General features: G+C 57.7%; 19 protein-coding genes. 16 read left to right on the top strand and 3 right to left on the bottom strand.

Features of this window, described 5'->3' with window-relative positions; all coding sequences use genetic code 11:
* Nucleotides 1-642 precede the first annotated feature (642 nt).
* The 7 genes from rpmH to OZ656_RS20185 all read left to right on the top strand — a co-directional run bounded on the left by rpmH (nt 643) and on the right by OZ656_RS20185 (nt 5660).
* Complete coding sequence (gene rpmH / locus OZ656_RS20215) at nt 643-777, top strand: 50S ribosomal protein L34 (RefSeq protein ID WP_008940054.1); 135 nt, start codon at nt 643-645, stop codon at nt 775-777.
* A 15-nt stretch (nt 778-792) separates the two neighbouring features.
* Nucleotides 793-1191, top strand: coding sequence for a ribonuclease P protein component (rnpA, locus tag OZ656_RS20210; protein WP_286714207.1), 399 nt, complete (start codon nt 793-795; stop codon nt 1189-1191).
* Complete coding sequence (yidD, locus tag OZ656_RS20205; RefSeq protein WP_379944867.1) at nt 1191-1484, top strand: membrane protein insertion efficiency factor YidD; 294 nt, start codon at nt 1191-1193, stop codon at nt 1482-1484. The genes rnpA and yidD overlap by 1 nt, the downstream gene beginning before the upstream one ends.
* 4 nt (nt 1485-1488) lie before the next feature.
* Nucleotides 1489-3189: a membrane protein insertase YidC gene (yidC, locus tag OZ656_RS20200; protein WP_379944866.1), complete on the top strand. Its 1701-nt coding sequence runs from the start codon at nt 1489-1491 to the stop codon at nt 3187-3189.
* 72 nt (nt 3190-3261) lie between these two features.
* On the top strand, nt 3262-4632 hold the full coding sequence (mnmE, locus tag OZ656_RS20195) for a tRNA uridine-5-carboxymethylaminomethyl(34) synthesis GTPase MnmE (protein WP_379944865.1): 1371 nt from the start codon (nt 3262-3264) through the stop codon (nt 4630-4632).
* A 12-nt stretch (nt 4633-4644) separates the two neighbouring features.
* The gene (locus OZ656_RS20190) at nt 4645-5304 is read left to right on the top strand and encodes a DUF2959 domain-containing protein (RefSeq protein WP_379944864.1); all 660 of its coding nucleotides are present in this window, start codon (nt 4645-4647) and stop codon (nt 5302-5304) included.
* Nucleotides 5305-5432: 128 nt separating this feature from the next.
* Nucleotides 5433-5660: a hypothetical protein gene (locus tag OZ656_RS20185; protein ID WP_228285482.1), complete on the top strand. Its 228-nt coding sequence runs from the start codon at nt 5433-5435 to the stop codon at nt 5658-5660.
* Between the two features lie 68 nt (nt 5661-5728).
* On the opposite strand, the gene thpD is transcribed toward OZ656_RS20185, so the two are convergent.
* On the bottom strand, nt 5729-6664 hold the full coding sequence (gene thpD, locus OZ656_RS20180; protein WP_379944863.1) for an ectoine hydroxylase: 936 nt from the start codon (nt 6662-6664) through the stop codon (nt 5729-5731).
* Between the two features lie 194 nt (nt 6665-6858).
* Nucleotides 6859-8679 carry an acyl-CoA dehydrogenase C-terminal domain-containing protein gene (locus OZ656_RS20175; protein WP_379944862.1) on the bottom strand — a complete coding sequence of 607 codons (1821 nt, stop codon included), beginning with the start codon at nt 8677-8679 and terminating at the stop codon, nt 6859-6861.
* 301 nt (nt 8680-8980) lie between these two features.
* On the opposite strand from OZ656_RS20175, the gene OZ656_RS20170 reads away from it, so the two are divergent.
* Genes OZ656_RS20170 through OZ656_RS20160 form a run of 3 tightly spaced genes read left to right on the top strand, consistent with a single transcriptional unit; the run spans nt 8981 to nt 13770 of the window.
* Nucleotides 8981-9502: a DUF3833 domain-containing protein gene (locus tag OZ656_RS20170; RefSeq protein WP_379945225.1), complete on the top strand. Its 522-nt coding sequence runs from the start codon at nt 8981-8983 to the stop codon at nt 9500-9502.
* A gap of 23 nt (nt 9503-9525) precedes the next feature.
* Nucleotides 9526-10620, top strand: a complete 1095-nt coding sequence (locus tag OZ656_RS20165) for an efflux RND transporter periplasmic adaptor subunit (protein ID WP_114434614.1) — start codon at nt 9526-9528, stop codon at nt 10618-10620.
* Nucleotides 10621-10623: 3 nt separating this feature from the next.
* Entirely contained in the window at nt 10624-13770 is a 3147-nt protein-coding gene (locus OZ656_RS20160) for an efflux RND transporter permease subunit (RefSeq protein WP_379944861.1), read from the top strand.
* A 24-nt stretch (nt 13771-13794) separates the two neighbouring features.
* Here the strand turns inward: OZ656_RS20160 and OZ656_RS20155 are convergent, their stop codons facing one another.
* Nucleotides 13795-13959, bottom strand: a complete 165-nt coding sequence (locus tag OZ656_RS20155) for a hypothetical protein (RefSeq protein WP_379944860.1) — start codon at nt 13957-13959, stop codon at nt 13795-13797.
* Between the two features lie 386 nt (nt 13960-14345).
* On the opposite strand from OZ656_RS20155, the gene mnmG reads away from it, so the two are divergent.
* The 6 genes from mnmG (at nt 14346) to atpB (ending at nt 20112) form a co-directional block, all read left to right on the top strand.
* On the top strand, nt 14346-16232 hold the full coding sequence (gene mnmG / locus OZ656_RS20150) for a tRNA uridine-5-carboxymethylaminomethyl(34) synthesis enzyme MnmG (RefSeq protein WP_379944859.1): 1887 nt from the start codon (nt 14346-14348) through the stop codon (nt 16230-16232).
* 1 nt (nt 16233) lies between these two features.
* Nucleotides 16234-16878, top strand: a complete 645-nt coding sequence (gene rsmG / locus OZ656_RS20145; protein ID WP_153739689.1) for a 16S rRNA (guanine(527)-N(7))-methyltransferase RsmG — start codon at nt 16234-16236, stop codon at nt 16876-16878.
* A 23-nt stretch (nt 16879-16901) separates the two neighbouring features.
* A complete protein-coding gene (locus OZ656_RS20140) occupies nt 16902-17696 on the top strand; it encodes a ParA family protein (protein WP_014423140.1) in 795 nt (264 codons plus the stop codon).
* A 60-nt stretch (nt 17697-17756) separates the two neighbouring features.
* On the top strand, nt 17757-18632 hold the full coding sequence (locus OZ656_RS20135) for a ParB/RepB/Spo0J family partition protein (RefSeq protein ID WP_014423139.1): 876 nt from the start codon (nt 17757-17759) through the stop codon (nt 18630-18632).
* A gap of 277 nt (nt 18633-18909) precedes the next feature.
* Nucleotides 18910-19242 (top strand): ATP synthase subunit I, encoded by a 333-nt coding sequence (locus OZ656_RS20130; protein WP_022992613.1) that lies wholly within the window; start codon nt 18910-18912, stop codon nt 19240-19242.
* A gap of 15 nt (nt 19243-19257) precedes the next feature.
* Nucleotides 19258-20112, top strand: coding sequence for a F0F1 ATP synthase subunit A (atpB, locus tag OZ656_RS20125; protein ID WP_011787282.1), 855 nt, complete (start codon nt 19258-19260; stop codon nt 20110-20112).
* The last annotated feature ends 51 nt before the right edge of the window (nt 20113-20163 follow it).

Below are 20163 nucleotides of genomic sequence, written 5' to 3'. Positions count from 1 at the left end.
GACCGCCTGCTCCCGAAAACCTGACTGATGAGACACCGTTAAACCAACGCCACCGGTGCCTGAAGTGACCGGAGATTCTAACCCGCACGGGCCTTCAGTAAAAGGCCGGAAACCTTTGTCATAAACACCCTGTGGAAACTTTTCCCTATATTTTTCAAATTGTTTCAGACATATCTACAAGCTTGTGTACAGAAAATGCCTGAAAAAAAGTTATTCACAGGACCCTGTGTAAACCCCGGGTTCAACTCTGTGAGAAAGATCTTGACCGATACTTGCATAACTCGGTTCAACATCCTCAATCGCACTTGTGCACAATCCGTGCTGACGAAATCCACAGAGCTCACCGGCATCTGTCACAAGCTTTGTCATTGCTTCAGATTATTGATTTATTTTATGAATTTTTCCTTATCCACAGAAATCAACGTGCTTAACAGCAGTAATAAATATCTTTGAAAGAATTTTAAAAAGACCTAACAGATTCTATTACTCGCCATGTCGGTTAGTACCCATGCCAGAATCTTGCCTGACCAAACCATAACCATTGAACTTGCACCGGTATTTGACTAGAATGCCGCTCCTGTTTTGGCTGTCTATTTTCCAGCCAGTGATCAATGTCCATCGACGATTTGTGAGAACATCACCATGAAAAGAACATTCCAACCGAGCGTCCTGAAGCGCAAGCGCGTTCACGGTTTCCGTGCCCGTATGGCGACAGCCAATGGTCGCAAGGTACTGTCTCGTCGCCGTGCCAAGGGCCGTGCACGCCTGTCTGCGTAATCTGAAGCCTGCCTCATGAAGGCCTTGACGTTTCCGAAGTCTCACAGGCTGTTGAAACCTTCGGATTACAGCAGGGTCTTCAATGACGTAACGCTGAAAGTTCCGCACAGAAATTTTCTGATCCTGGCCTCTGCCAACACATTGGGACACGCCAGGGTCGGATTGATCTTCTCCAAGAAGAATCTTCGGCTCGCTGTTCAGAGAAACCGGATCAAGCGTCAGGTCAGGGAAACCTTCCGGCTCCAACCCGATCTGCCAGGCCTTGATATCATTGTGCTCGGCCGTCAGGGTCTGGATCGGCTGGATAACGATACAGTCCGATCTTCGCTGAACGATCTGTGGCACCGGGTAAAGAAAAAATACCGTCAGTCCACGCCTGATCAATCCGTCGGCAATCCCAGAGGTACGGAGTAATGCGTAAACTCCTGCTCTTGCCCATCCGGTTCTACCAGTATGCCATCAGCCCGATGATGGCCAGCCATTGCCGTCATTACCCTACCTGTTCACAATACGCCCTCGAGGCCATCCAACATCACGGACCTCTTAAAGGCGGTTACCTGGCAACAGCCCGGTTACTCAGGTGTCATCCCTGGGCAGAAGGCGGTTATGATCCGGTACCGGGAACGGAACTGAACACGGCGCCTCGCTCCGGCCAGGCCTGCAATCCGACAGAAAGCATTCATTCCACTACTCAGACCAGACACTAAGTTTATGGATATTCAACGCATTGTTTTGTTTGCCGGCCTCGCCATTGTCAGTTACCTGATGGTACTTGCCTGGAACGAGGATTATCACCAGCCTCAAACAGAACAGGTTGCCGAGGCGCAATCTCCGTCGGACAGCAGCGCTACCAGCACCGATGACATGATCCTGCCTGAGGACACCAACGCTGGCGGTGAAGAATTTGCGACCCCGGAAACCAGCTCCCTGGCGGCAACCTCCGCCAACGGCGATCAGGATCTGGCAGATCGCTTCATTACCGTGACCACGGACGTTTACGAACTGAAAATCGACCGCGTCGGCGGCAATCTGGTTGACAGTTCCCTGTTGCAATACGACGAATCTCTGGACAGCGAACAACCTCTGAAATTGCTGACCAACACCCGTACCCGCACCTATCTCCTGGAAAGTGGCCTGATCGGTCGCGATGGCCCGGATGGCAGCCAGGCCGGTGAAGCTCCGGTATTTCAGGCCGAAGCAGGCAGCTACCAGTTAGCGGAAGGGGAAGATGAACTGACCATCGACCTGGTGTACACCACTGACAGCGGTGTAGCCATCACCAAACGCTATCATTTGGCCCGGAACAGCTACCAGATTGATGTCAGCTACCTGATCGACAACCGCTCGGATAGCCCATGGCAAGGTAATTTCACCGGTAAGATCGTGCGCGATCAGGCGCCGGATCCAACGTCCCAGGCCAGCATGGGCATCCGGGCCTATCTGGGCATGGTTGTCAGTACCCCGGAAGATCCGTATGAGAAGTACGATTTCGAAGATCTGTCAGAGAAGCGTGTCAACCAGTCGGTCACCAATGGCTGGCTGGCCTTCCTGCAACATTATTTCCTGACGGCCTGGGTTCCCGAGCGGGACCAGAAAGCCCAGTTCCAGACCACCCGACGGGGCGATCTCCATGTTATGGGCTTTGTTTATCCTGCCACGACGGTAGCACCGGGTGAGACCGCAGAAGTGGGCGCCACTGCTTATGTCGGTCCCAAGATCATTGATCGGCTGGAAGCTCTGGCTCCGAACCTGGATCGCACCGTTGATTTCGGCTGGCTGTTCTTTATCTCCCTGCCGCTGTTCTACATTCTTGAGTGGTTCTATGGCTTGGTCGGTAACTGGGGTGTCGCCATCATCCTGCTGACGGTATTGGTAAAAGCGGTGTTCTTCCACCTTTCCGCCACCAGCTATCGCTCCATGGCGAAAATGCGCGCCGTCGCTCCGCAGCTGACCCGGCTGAAAGAGCTTTATGGCGATGATCGCCAGCGCATGTCCCAGGAAATGATGGCGCTGTACAAGCGCGAAAAGATCAATCCACTGGGTGGCTGTCTGCCAATCCTGGTGCAGATGCCGGTGTTTATTGCCCTTTACTGGGTACTGTTTGAAAGCGTCCAGCTTCGTCATGCGCCGTTCATGCTGTGGATTCAGGATCTGTCCCAGATGGACCCGTACTTCATCCTGCCGATCCTGATGGGTGCCAGCATGTTCATCCAGATGAGCCTGAACCCTACGCCGCCGGATCCCATGCAGGCCAAGATCATGAAGCTGATGCCGCTGATCTTCACCGTGTTCTTCCTGTGGTTCCCGGCCGGTCTGGTTCTGTACTGGCTGGTCAACAACATTCTTTCGATCTCCCAGCAATGGTACATTACCCGCAAGATCGAAGCGGAAACGGCGGGCAAGAAGTACTGATTCAACAGTGCTTCTGACCTGACAAAGGCTCCCTTGTGGAGCCTTTGTTATTTCTATTTCAGGAAAACCAAGATGCAGCCAGTTACTGACACCATTGCCGCCATCGCCACTGCCCCGGGCCAGGCCGGGGTGGGAATTGTCCGGGTATCCGGCCCCAGGGCCATGGCCATTGCCCGCACCATGCTGGGCTTTGAACCAAAACCCCGGTACGCCCATTACGGTCCTTTCCGGGACCGGCAGGGAGAGCTCATTGATGAGGGCATCGGTCTGTACTTTCCCAACCCGCATTCCTTTACCGGCGAGGATGTGTTCGAGCTTCAGGGCCATGGTGGCACGGTGATCCTGGATATCCTGTTGCGGGAAGTCTGCAGCCTCGGTGCCCGGCTGGCCCGGCCCGGTGAGTTTTCCGAAAGAGCGTTTCTCAATGACAAGCTGGACCTGGCTCAGGCTGAGGCCATTGCTGATCTGATTGAAAGCAGCTCGGAACAGGCGGCCCGCTGTGCCGTGCGTTCCATGCAGGGGGTGTTCTCCAAACGTGTGGATAACCTGGTGGAGGCCATCACCCATCTGCGCATTTACGTGGAAGCGGCCATCGATTTTCCGGAAGAAGAGATCGATTTTTTGGCCGATGGCAAGGTTGCTTCGGATTTGCAGGGCCTGCTGGAGCAGGTGCAGCAGATTCTCGGAGAGGCGCAGCAAGGCACCATTTTGCGGGACGGCATGAAAGTGGTCATCGCCGGCCGGCCCAATGCCGGCAAATCCAGCCTGCTGAATGCCCTGGCGGGCCGGGAAGCGGCGATTGTGACCGCCATTGAAGGCACCACCCGGGATGTGTTGCGGGAACATATTCACATCGATGGCATGCCGCTGCACATCATTGATACGGCCGGCCTGCGGGACAGCCCGGACGAAGTGGAACAGATTGGTATTGCCCGGGCCTGGGAAGAAATCCGCCAGGCCGACCGTATTTTGCTGATGGTGGATGCCACCACCACCGACAAAACCGAGCCCCATGAAATCTGGCCCGATTTTATTGATCAACTGCCCAGGAGCGCGCCGGTGACGGTGATCCGGAACAAGGTGGATCTGTCTGGCGAACCCCTTGGCATCAGCGCAGAGCCGCATCAGACCGCCCCGGTGATTCGCCTGGCAGCAAAAGCCGCGGAGGGCCTGGAGGTTCTGCGTGAGCATCTGAAAGAATGCATCGGCTTTGCCAGTACCACCGAAGGTGGCTTCCTGGCCCGGCGCCGGCACCTGGATGCACTGGAACGTGCCCGGGATTCCCTGCTACAGGGCCAGACCCAGCTGGAAGGTTACGGGGCAGGCGAATTGCTGGCCGAAGATCTGCGGGCCGCTCAGGATGCCCTGGGGGAAATCACCGGGCATCTGACGCCGGATGAGCTTCTGGGTAAGATATTCGGCAGTTTCTGCATCGGAAAATAACAAGGACTCACCATGACCAACGCTCTTACCCGCTCCACTTCCTGGCTTATGGCTCTGATGGCCGCTGCCCTGATGTCTGGCTGCAGTACCGTTTATTACAATGCCATGGAAAAACTGGGGTTTGAAAAACGCGATATTCTGGTCGACCGGGTGGGCGAAGCGCGGGATGCCCAGAGTGATGCACAGGAAACCTTCCGCTCATCCCTGGCACGGTTCCAGAGTGTGGTGGATACCCCGGATACCGAGCTCAAGACCAAATACGAAGAAGTCCGGGATGCCTATGAAGACAGTGAGGACGCTGCCGAGGAGGTGCGTGATCGCATCGATGCGGTTGAAGATGTTTCCCAGGCTCTGTTTGCGGAATGGGAAGCCGAGCTGGACCGGTACGAAAGCGCCTCCCTGCGCCGGAGCAGCGAGCAACAACTGCGGGAAACCCGCAGCCAGTATGACCAGCTGATTCGCCGGATGCATCAGGCCGAAGCGCGCATGGAGCCGGTGCTGCAGGCCTTTGAGGATCAGATGCTGTATCTGAAACACAACCTGAATGCCCAGGCTATCGGTGCGCTGGAAAATGAACTGGGCCGTATTCGCAGTGACGTGGATACCCTGATCCGCAACATGGAAGCCTCAATTGCCGAATCGGAAGCCTTTATCCAGCGTTTCCGGCAATAGCGGTTCCTTACGAAAACAAACAGTTTATCTGTAAAACAACGTCAAAAGCTCGGGTAAACTCCACCACTGTCTCATTGTGCCGCTGCCTGTGCAGCGGACTAAGTCATTCGTGGTAAAGGAGATAACCCGTGCGCAAGTTGGCCCTCTGGATTGCAGACCAGTTGGCCGGGCCTTATTTCGCGTCCCAGCAGGATGTGGAAGGCTTGGTTCCGGTGTATTCGTTCAACAAGACCGAACTGTACCTGGCCATGAACATGGAAACGCCGGACGAGGTGATCCAGAAACTGAATCAGGGCCTGGAAACCATCAAGAACAACGGCATCTATGAGGCTATTGAGACCAAGTACGGTCTCTGATCAAAGCGTCGTTCCGTTGCAAAAGGGGGAAGCCGATGGCTTCCCCCTTTTCGTTATTGGGCCATCGCTTAACCGGTGCGGCGCAGATCCGGGGAACGAACCGGGCGCAGGGCCTCGGTATTGCTGCGATTACCCAGAAAGTCGGGCCGAGGTTTGTTGCCGCAGAATGGCTGTTCCAGACGATTTTCCACACTGTTGTAGACAAAGAACAGGTTGCTGCGGGGCCAGGGTGACATATTGGCATTAGAGGCATGCAACGTGTTGCACTCGAATATGATCAGAGAGCCCGCTGGCCCGGTAGGCGCCTGGATGCCATACTCATCCGCCATCTTCTGCAGGTCCTGCTCGTTGGGCACCCCGAGTTCCTGTTTTTTCAGGGAGGACTGATAGTTGTCCTCGGGCGTGCGGCCGACACAGGGCACAAACGTTTTGTGGGAGCCGGGAATCAGCATCAACGGGCCGTTGAATGGTGTGTTGTCGGTAAGGGCGATGGAAAAGCTGACCGCCCGCATTCGGGGCATACCGTCCTCGGCGTGCCAGGTCTCGAAATCCGAATGCCAGTCAAAGCCCTTGCCGTGGAAACCGGGTTTGAAATTGATGCGGGACTGGTGGATGTAGGCATCACTGCCCAACAGCTGGTGCACCATATCCAGCAGGCGGGCATCCCGGGTCAGCCGGTCGAAGCGCTCAGACAGCTCATGGATCCCGAAGATGGAGCGGATCTCCTGCTTGCCAGGTTCGGTAATGGTGCCTTCGGAACGCAGGATGCTGTCGTCATTCTCGTAGGCTCGCAGGTCGTCCCGAAAACGTTTGACGGTTTCCTGATCCAGGAAGTCGTTGAACACCAGAAAGCCGTCCCGTTCATACCGGGCCAGTTCGGTTTCACTCAGTGGACCATGGTGGCGGTCGGTTCCCTGGCTGTGGATAACCGGGTCCTTACGCTCGAAACTCTGTGCCGGGCGCTCGAGGCGGGTGGGATAAAAGTCGTCAGTACGATTGTCCATTTTCGAACCTCCTTCTTTTATACGCGACGGTGGTAATTTTCTAAAAGTCTGTAAGCCTCAGTGTGTTATGGGAAAAGTGGTAAGGCAGGGGAGAGTTAAGGCCACAACAACCGGATTTCAACCCCCGGTTTCCGGATGGTCATGAACAGGCAAAAATGTCCCGGGCAGTGCCCGGGACGGGAAAATACCGGTGATTAACCGGTAAAGGCCATATCTTCCGGCGCCACCTGCATAAGGTTTCGGGTCGGGCTCAGCATACTGGTGGCGTGGGCCTGAGCCCGGGGCAGCAAGCGCTCGTAATAGAACTCGGCGGTCGCCAGTTTGGTGCGGTAAAAGGCGTCAGATTCATCGCCACCGTTTTCCAGCTTATCGCTGGCCACCGCCGCCTGGCGTAGCCACATGTAGGCCATGGTCACGTAGCCGCTGTACATCAGGAAGTCGTTGGCGGCGGCGCTGACCACGTCGCGATCCTTGCGTGCTGCCAGCATCACGCGCACGGTCAGCAGGTTCCACTGGGCAGTCAGTTTCAGCAGCTCCACCGCCATTGGCCGCAGCTGCTTGTTGGTCAGGTGCTTGCGGGCAAAATTGGCCACCTTGAGGGTGAATTCCCGCACCGCCCCGCCCTGGGTCATCAGCAGGACCTTGCGCCCGAGCAGGTCCAGGGCCTGGATGCCGGTGGTGCCTTCATACAGGGTGGCAATCCGGGTATCCCGGACAATCTGCTCCATACCGTGTTCGCGGATATAGCCGTGACCGCCGAACACCTGCATGCCCAGATTGGTGGCCTCACAGCCCAGCTCGGTCAGGAAGCCCTTCAGGATTGGGGTCAGGAAGCCGAGTTTGTCGTCGTATTTCTCAACCTTGGCGGTATCGCCCGCGGTATGGGCTTCCACCATATGGTCCGCGATCTTGGCGGCGTAATAGAGCATGGAGCGGCCGCCTTCCGCGATGGCTTTCTGGGTCAGCAGCATACGCCGGACATCGGCATGGTGAATCAGGCTGTCTGCGACCTCATCCGGCTCTTTCTTGCCGGACAGCGCGCGCATGGAGCGGCGCTCCCTGGCGTAATCCAGAGCCCACTGATAGGACAGCTCGGCCGGGCCAACCCCCTGAATTGCCGTACCGATGCGGGCTGTGTTCATAAAGGTGAACATGCACTCCAGGCCCTGATTCTCGGGGCCGATCAGATAGCCGGTGGCGCCATCGAAATTCATCACACAGGTGGCTGAGGCCTTGATCCCCATTTTCTTCTCCAGCGCTCCGCAACTCACGGCGTTGCGCTCACCGATGCCGCCCTCGGCGTCGGGCAGGAATTTGGGCACGATAAACAGGCTGATGCCTTTGGTGCCCTTCGGGGCATCCGGCAGCCGAGCCAGCACGATGTGAACGATGTTTTCGGTCAGGTCGTGCTCGCCGGAGGAAATGAAGATCTTGGTGCCTGTGAGTTTGTAGCTGCCGTCGGCCTGAGGCTCGGCCCGGGTTTTGACCTGGCCCAGATCGGTGCCGCACTGGGGCTCGGTCAGACACATGGTGCCGCCCCAGCGGCCTTCGGTCAGAGGCACCAGATAGGTCTGCTGCTGTTGTTCATCGCCGTGCAGGTAAATGGTATTCATGGCCCCCAGGGACAGGCCCGGGTACATGGAAAAGGACCAGTTGGCGGTGCCCATCATTTCCTGCTTCAGCAGGCCCATGGACGCCGGCAGGCCCTGGCCACCGAATTCCTCCGGCGCCGACAGTCCCTGCCAGCCGCCCATCACATATTGCTTATAGGCGTCTTTATAGCCTTTGGGTGTGGTCACTTCTCCGTTTTCCAGGTGGCAACCTTCTTCGTCGCCGGACTGGTAGAGCGGGCTCAGAACCTCTTCGCAGAAGCGGCCGCATTCGCTCAGGATGGCGTCGACAATGTCGGGCGTGGCGTTCTCACCGGAGGCCAGTGTCTGGTAGTGCCGCGGGTAATCGAACACGTCGTTAAGCAGGAATTTCATGTCCCTCAGGGGCGCTTTATACACAGGCATAGCCAGTCCTCACATGCATTGATCATCCGGAATTGGTTGGGCCAGGAAGGCCACTGTGTATGCAGTTGTACGGTATTCCCGGCGGGCTGCCATTGACGGAAAGCGCTGGTGCCGGTGTCAGAATGGACAATTGGCTGAAATGACGATTGTGCCCGGGGACTGATCGGGCAGGGCCATGTGACCGTAATCCAGTTAACGTTCTGTTGCCATCCGGTAGCCGCCAAGGAGTGTAAAAGTCATGCAAACGCAGCGTTTCCCCGGTCTTTTCCATGGTCTTCTAAGCGGTGGTCTTATACTGTTAATGACCCTGATGCTGGCAGGGTGTGCCGGGCCGAATCTGGAGGATTATCAGGGCCAGGCACCGGAGCTGGTGCCCTCGGAGTTTTTCCGGGGCGAACTTTCGGCCCGGGGGGTGGTCAAGGACTACGCCGGCCAGGTTATCCGTACCTTCGACGCAGACATTGTGGCCAGTTGGGATGAAAACGGTGTCGGTACGCTGGATGAGGTGTTCCGTTTCAACGACGGCGAGGTCCAGACCCGGATCTGGACGCTGACACCGGACAACGGCAGCTATCACGCCAGCGCCGGCGACGTGGTGGAAGCCGGCACCATGCGCTGGCAGGGCAACGCCATACACATGAATTATGTCCTGCGGGTGGCATACGGCGATGGCACGATCGATGTCCGGATGGACGACTGGATGTACCTGGTTACTCCCGACACCCTGATCAACCAGACCACCATGAGCAAGTGGGGTGTCGATGTGGGTGAAGTGGTGTTGGTGATTCAGAAACATGAAAGCGGGGCTGTCCCGCAGAACTGAACTCGGAAAGGTTTGCGATACCCATGTGGAAGCAATGGCTGATTGCGGTGGTACTGGTTGCAGCGGGTGCCGGAAGTGCGGTGTTCTTTCTGGCGATGGATTCCTCGTCCACAGAACAGGCCGGTGAGGAGCCGAGGGCCAGCAAAGTCAGTGCAGTGGCGCCCAGATTGCAGCAGGTCAGGGATGAGATTCGTTCGGTGGCCAACCTCAAGGCACTGAATGCCGTGGAACTGACCACCGAAGTCACCGGTCGGGTGGTGCAGATCAACCTCGAACCCGGACAGAAAGTATCTCAGGGCGATGTCCTGTTACGTCTCGACGATCGTCAGGCCCGTGCCGATCTCCAGGTGATTGAAGCCCAGCTGGCCGATGCCAGGCGGCAACTGGAGCGGGCCCAGCGTTTGCGCTCCAACAATAGCGTGTCCCAGTCCCAGGTGGATGAACTGGTCACCGCCGTGAGTGTGGCTGAAGCCCAGCGACAGGCTGCCCGGGTGCGGCTGGAAAACCATCGCATTGAAGCGCCGTTCTCCGGTGTGGTGGGCCTGAGCGACATCAGCGTAGGGGCATATCTGCAAGCGGGCACCACCATTACCACGCTGGACACCACCGATCGAATGGAAATGGGTTTTGCGGTTCCGGAACGTTTTGTCGGCCAGGTTCGGGTAGGCCAATCGGTGATTGCCTCCTCGCCGGCATTCCCAGACGAGGTCTTCCGGGGAGAGCTGGTGGAACTCGCCACCCGCATCAGCGAATTGAGCCGAACCCTGTCGGTGCGAGCCATTATCGATAATCCGGACGGTCGTCTGCGGCCGGGCCAGTTCATGTCGGCGTCACTGACCCTGCAGGAACGGGAAGGGCTGGTGATTCCGGAGCAGGCAGTGATGATTCGTGGCGACGACAAGTATGTGTTTGTTGCCGAAGACGGCGTGGCACGCCGGGTATCGGTGGCGACCGGTTCGCGCATGCCCGGTCTGGTGGAAATTACCTCCGGCCTGACCCTGGACGATGCCGTGGTGGTAACCGGGCAGGATCGCCTGAGTACCGGCGACCGCATTGAAGTACAGAGTAACGACCAGGCTATTCCGGAAAACCGGTTTGCCCGGACCGTGGAGTCCTGATCCATGGTGCTGTCCGATGTCTCCATCAAACGCCCGGTGTTTGCCACCGTTCTGAGCCTGCTGATTGTCGTGTTCGGCGTAGCGGCCTTGCTGGGCTTGCCGGTTCGGGAATACCCGGATATTGATCCGCCCGTGGTGTCGGTATCCACAGATTACACCGGCGCTGCGGCAGAAGTGGTCGACACCCAGATTACCCAGGTGATTGAAGGGGCCATCAGTGGCATTGAAGGCATTCGCTCCATCGAATCCTCAACCGAACAGGGTGAATCCCGAACCTCCATAGAATTTGATACCTCCCGGGATGTAGACATTGCCGCCAACGACGTACGCGATGCGGTGTCCCGGGTTCTGAACCAGTTGCCGGATGAGGCCGATCCCCCGGTGGTTCAAAAAGCCGATTCCGATGCCCGGCCGATGATGTGGATAACTCTGATCAGTGACGTCTGGGACAGTGCCGAACTCAGTGACTTCGCCGATCGGGTTCTGGCCGACCGGTTATCGGTTCTGGACGGTGTTGCCGATGTCCGGATTGGCGGTGAACGCCGTTACGCCATCCGGGTCTGGCTCGACCGCACCCGCCTGGCGGCCCGCAACATAACCGTTGCTGAGGTGGAGCAGGCACTGCGGCAGAACAACGTGGAGTTACCGGCCGGTTCAGTGGACTCCTCCACCCGCAACTTTACCGTGCGCGCGGAAGGGCGGTTGTCCAATGTGGAAGATTTCCGCAATCTGGTGATCCGCCGGGATGGCAACGACCTGTTGCGCCTGGGCGAGGTTGCCAATGTTCAGGTCGGGGTGGAATCGGATGTTGGTCGTTTGCGGGCCAATGGCGAAACCGCTATCGGGATGGGGGTGATCCGCCAGTCCAAGGCCAACACGGTAGCGGTGTCGGATGCGGTGAAGGCGGAGCTGGTGAAGATACGCGAGACCTTGCCGCCGGAAGTGCGCATTGCCGAGAGCTACGACGAATCGGTGTTTATCCGGGCTTCGATCAAAGAGGTTCTGACCACCCTGGCGATTGCGGTATCGCTGGTGATACTGGTTATCTTCCTGTTCCTGCGCTCCTGGCGCGCGACCCTGATTCCGGCGGTCACCATTCCGGTGGCGGTGATCGGTGCGTTTATCGGCCTGGGTTTCCTGGGCTTTTCCATCAACGTGCTGACCCTGCTGGCCATCATTCTGGCCATCGGCCTGGTGGTGGACGATGCCATTGTCATGCTGGAAAACATCCAGCGCCGCATCGATGAAGGTGAACCACCCTTGCTGGCGGCCTACCGGGGCGCCAAGCAGGTAGCCTTTGCGGTCATTGCCACCACTCTGACACTGGTGGCGGTGTTTGTGCCCATCTCCTTCATGGGCGGCAACGTGGGCCGATTGTTTGCCGAATTCGGCTTCACCCTGGCGGCCGCCGTGGTGGTTTCAAGTCTGGTGGCCCTGACCCTGGCGCCGATGCTCTGTTCCAAGTGGCTCAGGCACAGTCCCGAAAGTGCCGAGGGGCATCGGCTCTGGGCCTTCAGTGAACGCATCCTGAATGGCCTGACGAATGGCTATCAGAGAATGCTTCGCTTCTCTCTGAACCAGCCGGGCCTGTTGCTCGGGCTTGGTATTGTCGGGCTGATCATCGCTGTGGTGATTTTCCCCCGGTTGCCCCAGGAACTGGCCCCGACCGAAGACCGCGGCGTGATCATCATGCCCGTCAGCGCGCCCCGGGGTTCGACGGTTGAATTCACCGATCACTTTGTCAAACAGGCCGAAGAGCGGCTGTTGCCTTATCTGGATGACGGTATCGCCGAGCGTTTCCTGTCGATCGTCGGATTCCGGGATGAAGAAGACAATGCCTTCATGATCATGGGGCTGGTGCCCTGGGAACAGCGGGACATCAAGCAGCAGCAGGTCACCACCGAGATCCGCGACAAGCTGTCTGACATTTCCGGGGTGCGGATCAATGTCATCAACCCGCCCGGGCTGGGCCAGCGCGGCTTCAATCAGCCGGTGGAGTTTGTCATTGCCGGCCCCGATTACGAGTCGGTACAGGCCTGGAGTGAGGAAATCGTTGAACGGGCAAAGGAAAACCCGAATCTGCTGAATGTCGACACCGATTTCGAGCTGACCCGGCCGGAACTGAAGGTCAACATTGACCGCGACCGGGCGGCGGATCTGGACATCACCATTGAAGATGTGGGCCTCACTCTGCAGACCATGCTGGCCTCCCGGCAGGTGACCACCTATCTGGATCGGGGCCGGGAATACGATGTGATTATCCAGGCGGACGATGCCGACCGGGCCACGCCCGGAGATATGGAACAGATCTTCCTACGGCCTCGGGCAGGTGGGGAACTGATTCCACTCAAGGCGCTGGTATCGGTGGAAGAAATCGGGGCCAATCCGGATTTGCGCCGGATTGACCGGCTGCCGGCGGTGGTGGTGAGTGCGTCCCTGGCCGAGGGCTATGACCTGGGCTCGGCGCTTACCTACCTGAATAATCTGGCTGTGGATAACCTGCCGCCGGAGGCCCGGCTCAGTTACAAGGGGCTGTCCCAGGAGTTCCAGGATTCCTCGGCGGCCATTTACCTGACCTTCGGCCTGGCGTTTATCATCGTGTTCCTGGTGCTGGCAGCCCAGTTTGAGAGCTGGATCCACCCGCTGATCATCATGCTGTCGGTGCCCCTGGCGGTGACCGGTGCGCTGATCGCGCTGGCCTGGTCCGGCATCAGTCTGAACATCTACAGCCAGATCGGCATCATCATGCTGCTGGGGCTGATGGCCAAGAACGGGATTCTGATTGTGGAATTCGCCAACCAGCTTCGGGACAAGGGCTACGAGGTGAAAGAGGCCATTCTGGAAGGTGCCAGCCTGCGCTTCCGGCCGGTACTGATGACCACCATTTCCACGGTGTTCGGGGCAGTTCCCCTGGTGATTGCCACTGGTGCCGGCGCAGAAAGCCGGGCGGCCATCGGCATGGTGATCCTGGGCGGCCTGATTTTCGCCACCACCCTGACCCTGTTCATAATTCCGGTGCTGTATAACCTGCTGGCCCGCTTCGCGAAATCCTCGAACGCGGTGGAGCAGGAGCTGGAACGGCTGGCAGCTGGCCCTTCCGGCGGTAGCAGCTCGGCGGCGGTGCCTCAGCGCAAGGCGGACGATTTCTGAGCTCCGTCGGCTGAAATCCCGGTATCAAAGGGTGTCGGGGAACAGAACCTGACCGTCCAGGACCTCATCCGGGTGGATATCCACGCAGAAGATCCGGTGGCCCTGGGCCAGACGACCGCGCTGGCGAGCCTGCGTGGAAACTGGCCCTTTGTTGGTGCACTTGCGTTCAGGGGTACCGGTTTTTTGCACCGTATATAGGCATTCGGTAAAAACGCTGTGGATAATTACTGGGATAATTTGCGAATAATGCCAGAGTAATTTAATTAAATTTATATTTAACAAACAGTTACCGACGTTTTCGGCTGTAATTGAAGGCATCAATTGTGTGGATAACTTTTTGAAAACTTTTTTGAACAATGTATGACAAGGCTATGAAATCCTGAAACTTTCGGAATTTCCTTATCCTGAACGAACCCTGTCAGAGAGCGGCGTCGCACTGATCATCGGCCAAGGCCAGCCGCCAGGGTTTTTATTCACCTCGTTGCTGGTTAAAATTTGCACATTCTGACTGCAATTTACCGGGCGAGGCGTTATACTCGCCGCCCTGATTTTTTCCCCGATTTCCGAGGTGTAGTGTGGAGTTTCCGACCCGTTTCGATGTCATTGTCATTGGTGGTGGCCATGCCGGTACTGAAGCCGCCCTGGCGGCTGCGCGCATGGGTTCGCAAACCCTGCTGCTGACCCATAACATTGAGACTCTGGGGCAGATGTCCTGCAACCCGGCCATCGGTGGCATTGGCAAGAGCCATCTGGTAAAGGAAATCGACGCCCTGGGCGGCGCCATGGCCCGGGCCACCGACCAGGCTGGCATCCAGTTCCGGGTGCTGAACAGCCGTAAAGGCCCGGCGGTGCGCGCTACCCGCGCTCAGGCGGACCGGATTCTGTACAAAGCCGCCATTCGCCATATGCTGGAAAACCAGCCCAATCTGACCCTGTTCCAGCAGGCGGCCGATGACCTGATTGTGGAAAACGACCAGGTGGTGGGCGTGGTGACCCAGACCGGCATCCGCTTTAACGCCAAGACCGTGGTCCTGACCACCGGTACCTTCCTGGGTGGGGTTATCCACATCGGTATGCAGAATCACGCCGGTGGTCGCGCCGGTGATGCGCCGGCCAATGCCCTGGCCAAGCGCCTGCGGGAACTGCCGTTCAACGTCGGCCGCCTGAAAACCGGAACACCGCCGCGCATTGATGCCCGCACCGTGGATTTCTCCGCGATGCAGCAGCAGTGGGGAGACGATCCGACACCGGTGATGTCGTTTATCGGCAGCCGTGATGAGCATCCGGAGCAGATCTGCTGTTACGTGACCCGCACCACCGAAGAAACCCACGACATTATCCGCAGTGGGTTTGACCGCTCGCCCATGTTCGCTGGCAACATCGAAGGCGTGGGCCCGCGCTATTGCCCGTCCATCGAGGACAAGGTCAACCGCTTTGCCGACAAGGATTCGCATCAGATTTTCGTAGAGCCCGAAGGCCTGACCACCAACGAGCTGTACCCGAATGGTATTTCCACCAGCCTGCCGTTTGATATCCAGCTCAAGGCCGTGCGCTCGATTCCGGGTTTCGAGAACGCCCACATCCTGCGCCCGGGCTACGCCATCGAGTATGACTACCTGAACCCGCAGGACCTGCGCCACACCCTGGAAACCAAGTTTATCCAGGGCCTGTACTTTGCCGGCCAGATCAATGGCACCACCGGTTACGAAGAAGCCGGTGCCCAGGGCTTGCTGGCGGGCATCAACGCTTCGCTGCGTGCCCAGGATAAAGACGAGTGGTACCCGCGCCGGGATGAAGCCTACCTGGGCGTACTGGTGGACGACCTGATCACCATGGGCACCCAGGAGCCGTACCGCATGTTCACCAGCCGCGCCGAATACCGGCTTATCCTGCGGGAAGACAACGCCGACCTGCGCCTGACCGAAGCCGGTCGCAAGCTGGGGCTGGTGGATGACGAGCGCTGGCAGAAGTTCAGCGACAAGTGCGAAGGCATTGCCAGGGAGCGCAGCCGCCTGGAAAGCACCCGCATCCACCCGAACACCGAGGCGGGCGAGCGAGCCAATGGCTACCTGAAACAGCCGATGACCCGTGACCAGTCTCTGGCGGAGCTGCTGCGCCGTCCGGAGATTGTCTACGATCACATCGCCGAGATCGGGGCCGAACGGGCGGAGGACCCGAACGTAGCCGATCAGGTGGAAATCGAGATCAAATACGAAGGCTACATCTCCCGGCAGGCGGATGAGATCGAGCGCCTACGCAAGAACGAGAACACCGCGTTGCCGCTGGATCTGGATTACGACGTCATCGGTGGCCTGTCCAACGAAATCAAGCAGAAGCTCAAGGATGTGCGCCCGGAAACGGTGGCTCAGGCGTCCCGTATCCAGGGGGTGACCCCGGCGGCGGTCAGCCAGATTCTGGTGCATCTGAAAAAGCGCGACCTGTTGAAAAAGCAGAGCGCCTGAGATGAGTTATCCACAGTGGCCCGGCCAGCTTCGGGACGGCCTCGCGGCCATGAACCTGTCTTTGTCCGACAGCCAGCAGCAACAGTTGCTGGCTTTTCTGGCTCTGCTGAACAAGTGGAACAAGGCCTACAACCTGACCGCCGTGCGGGATGAGCGGGTCATGGTCTCCCGCCAGTTGCTGGACAGTCTGAGCATCCTGCCCTGGGTGACCACAGACCATTTGCTGGATGTGGGCGCCGGCGGCGGCCTGCCGGGTATTCCGCTGGCCATTGTGTTCCCGGAAAAACGCTTTACCCTGCTGGACAGCAACGGCAAGAAAACCCGATTCCTGAATCAGTGTGTGCTTGAGCTCGGGCTGGACAACGTTGAAGTTATCCACGGCCGGGCGGAAGACTGCCAGCCCGATCAGCCCTTCTCCCAGATCAGCAGCCGGGCCTTTACCGCGCTGGAAAACCTGGTGACCTGGTGCGGCGGTCTGCTCGCGAATGACGGCGAGTTCCTTGCCATGAAAGGCCAGTATCCGGATGATGAAGTAGCTGCCCTTCCGGCGGACTGGCAGGTAGAATCCAGCCATTCCCTGACCGTCCCCGGAGCCGACGGTGAACGGCATTTACTGATCGTCGCCCGGGCTGAACGACACCGGTAACCCTCAACAGCAGGAGGCAAAGCATGGCGCGCGTGATTGCAGTGACCAATCAGAAAGGCGGTGTGGGCAAAACCACCACCTGCGTCAATCTTGCCGCGTCTCTGGCGGCCACCAAGCGCCGGGTGCTGCTGGTGGATATGGATCCCCAGGGCAATGCCACCATGGGCAGCGGTGTGGATAAAAATTCCCTGGAGCTGTCCGGATATGATGTGCTGACCAAACGGGCTACGCCGGCGGACGTGATCGTCCACGCTGAAGCCTCCGGTTTCGACCTGCTGCCCGCCAACGGTGACCTGACCGCCGCCGAAGTGGAGCTGATGAACGAGATTGGCCGGGAACACCGGTTACGGCTGACCCTCAACACCGTTCGGGAAAACTACGACTACATCCTGATTGATTGCCCGCCTTCACTCAGTCTGCTGACCGTGAATGCCCTGTCTGCCGCGGATTCGGTACTGATCCCGATGCAGTGTGAATATTATGCCCTGGAAGGGCTGGCGGCACTGATGAACACCGTCCAGCAGATTCAGGAAACGGTCAATCCCAATCTGGAGATTGAGGGTATCCTGCGCACCATGTACGACCCCCGCAACAGTCTGACTCTGGATGTCTCCGGTCAGCTCAGTGAATATTTCGGTGACAAGGTTTACCGGGCGGTGATTCCCCGTAACGTCCGGCTGGCAGAAGCGCCCAGCTACGGTATGCCGGCACTCAAGTATGATCGGGTGTCCAAAGGTGCGGTGGCTTATCTGGCGCTGGCTGGCGAGATGGTACGCCGGCACGGATCGAAAAAGACATCGCCCGCGGTTGCGGTGTAACATAGATCGCCGTCAGGCAACCATGCACCCACTATTTCAACAGGAAGAATGACAACTACCATGGCGGCGAAGAAGCGAGGCTTGGGCGAACGGGGACTGGGGGCACTGCTCCAGGGCTCGAAGGTGAATCTCAATCAGGAGACCAGTGATCACGATGGTGAACTGCGTGAGATCCCGGTCGACCTGATCCAGCGTGGTCGTTATCAGCCGCGCCGGGATATGGACCCCGCCGCTCTGCAGGAACTGGCAGACTCCATTCGTCAGCAGGGCGTGATGCAGCCGGTCGTGGTGCGTCCGGTTTCGGAAGGCCGTTATGAACTGATTGCCGGTGAGCGCCGCTGGCGTGCCACCCAGCTGGCAGAACTGGACCGTATTCCTGCCATTATCCGCGATGTCCCGGATGAAGCCGCCATTGCGATGGCGCTGATCGAGAACATCCAGCGCGAAAACCTGAACCCTATTGAAGAAGCCTTCGCCCTGCAGCGCCTGCAGGACGAGTTCGGCCTGACCCAGGCCCAGGTGGCCGAGGCGGTGGGCAAGTCCCGAACCACCATCACCAACCTGCTGCGGCTGATTGGCCTGACCGAAGACGTAAGGGTAATGCTGGAGCATGGTGATCTGGAAATGGGTCACGGTCGTGCCATGCTCACCCTGCCACCGGAGCAGCAGATGCAGGTGGCCCGTCAGGTGGTCGCCAAATCGCTGTCGGTACGCCAGACTGAAGCCCTGGTGCGCCGGGTTCAGCAGGAAAAACCGGAAGACAAAGACAACACCAAGCCGGCTCTTGATCCGAACATCCGGGCCTTGCAGGACGATCTGTCTGACCGGCTCGGTGCCCGGGTGGCGATCAATCATGGTAAACGGGGCAAAGGCAAGCTGGTGATTGAGTACAGTTCACTGGACGAGCTTGACGGCATTCTGGGCCACATCCGCTAGTCGGCCCGATAAAACCTGAAAATCATCCTAAAGTCCCGTCTGGTGCCGGAAACACCACATGTGGTTGTGGCGATCGATGAGCAACACAACCTGTGTAAAACTTCAGATTTCGGCGGCAAAATCTGCTCACTTTTTCGCCAATTTTTCCGTGCGGTTATGTTGAACACCTATCGGTTAACACATATAATTCCGCGCGCTTGGAATGACAGCTGGTGATATGAACCGTTCTTCGAGAGCCATCACGTACGTACCACTTGGCAAGTGGTTGATTATAGAGATGGCGGTTCTGCTGATTCTGAGCCTGTTGTGGTTGTTGGAAAGTCGTTTGGCCGGGTATTCCGCTCTCATTGGCGGTCTTATTTTTGTCATACCAAACGCGTACTTTGCTCACCGCGCTTATCGTTATCAGGGTGCCCGACAGATGCACCTGGCAGTGAGCAACATATTCAGGGCAGAGAGCATCAAGCTGGCCCTTACCGCAGTGTTTTTTGCGGCCGTTTTCACTTTAATGGAGCCAGTCCACGTACCGGCTCTGTTATTCACTTTTGCTGTGATGGTTGTGTTGGGTACGGCATTGCGCTGGCTCATCCGGCCGCGACCACAGCGATGACTGGACGAGAGCAGTATGGCAGCTGATACCCCAGTAGAGTATATAAAACACCACCTCACCAACCTTACCTATGGCAAGCTCCCGGAAGGCTATGAGCGCGCGGATGGCAGTGTCGTGCAGGAGGCCACCTGGACCTTCGCACGAACTGGTCAGGAAGCCACAGACATGGGCTTCATGGCAATCCACGTCGATACCCTCGGCTGGTCAATTGCCATGGGTATTCTGTTCCTGGGCCTGTTCCGCTTTGTCGCCAACCGGGTCACCGAAGGCACGCCGAGCGGCTTGCAGAACCTGATCGAGATGACCTTTGAATTTGTTCAGGGCATCGTGCGCGACGTCTTCCACGGCAAGAATCCGTTGATTGCGCCTCTGGCGTTGACGATTTTCGTCTGGATTCTGCTGATGAACATCCTGAAGCTGATCCCCATCGACTATATTCCGTCGATCGCTCACGCGCTGGGGCTTGAGTACTTCAAGATTGTTCCGACCACCGATCCGAATGCTACCTTCGGCATGTCGATTGGTGTGTTCCTGCTGATTCTGTTCTACAGCTTCAAGGTGAAAGGCGTCAGTGGCTTCAGCAAAGAGCTGGCCTTTAACCCGTTCAATCATTGGATCATGATCCCGTTCAACCTGCTGCTGGAAATCCTGGCACTGATCATCAAGCCAATCAGTCTGGCGCTGCGTCTGTTCGGTAACATGTACGCTGGTGAAGTTGTGTTTATCCTGATTGCGCTGTTGCCACTGTGGATTCAGTGGACGTTGAACGTTCCCTGGGCGATCTTCCACATTCTGGTTATTCCGCTTCAGGCCTTTATTTTTACGGTGCTTACTGTGGTTTACCTCAGCGCGGCACACGAAGATCACTGATTAACCCTTAAATAAACAAACCCTTAACTATCTGAAAAAACTGAGGAGTCT

Origin of the sequence: Marinobacter sp. LM1 (assembly GCF_042763285.1) — a bacterium.
Taxonomy (GTDB): domain Bacteria; phylum Pseudomonadota; class Gammaproteobacteria; order Pseudomonadales; family Oleiphilaceae; genus Marinobacter; species Marinobacter nauticus.
The sequence above is the reverse complement of the archived record's forward strand: the minus strand, read 5'-3'. Positions and strand labels throughout refer to the sequence as shown.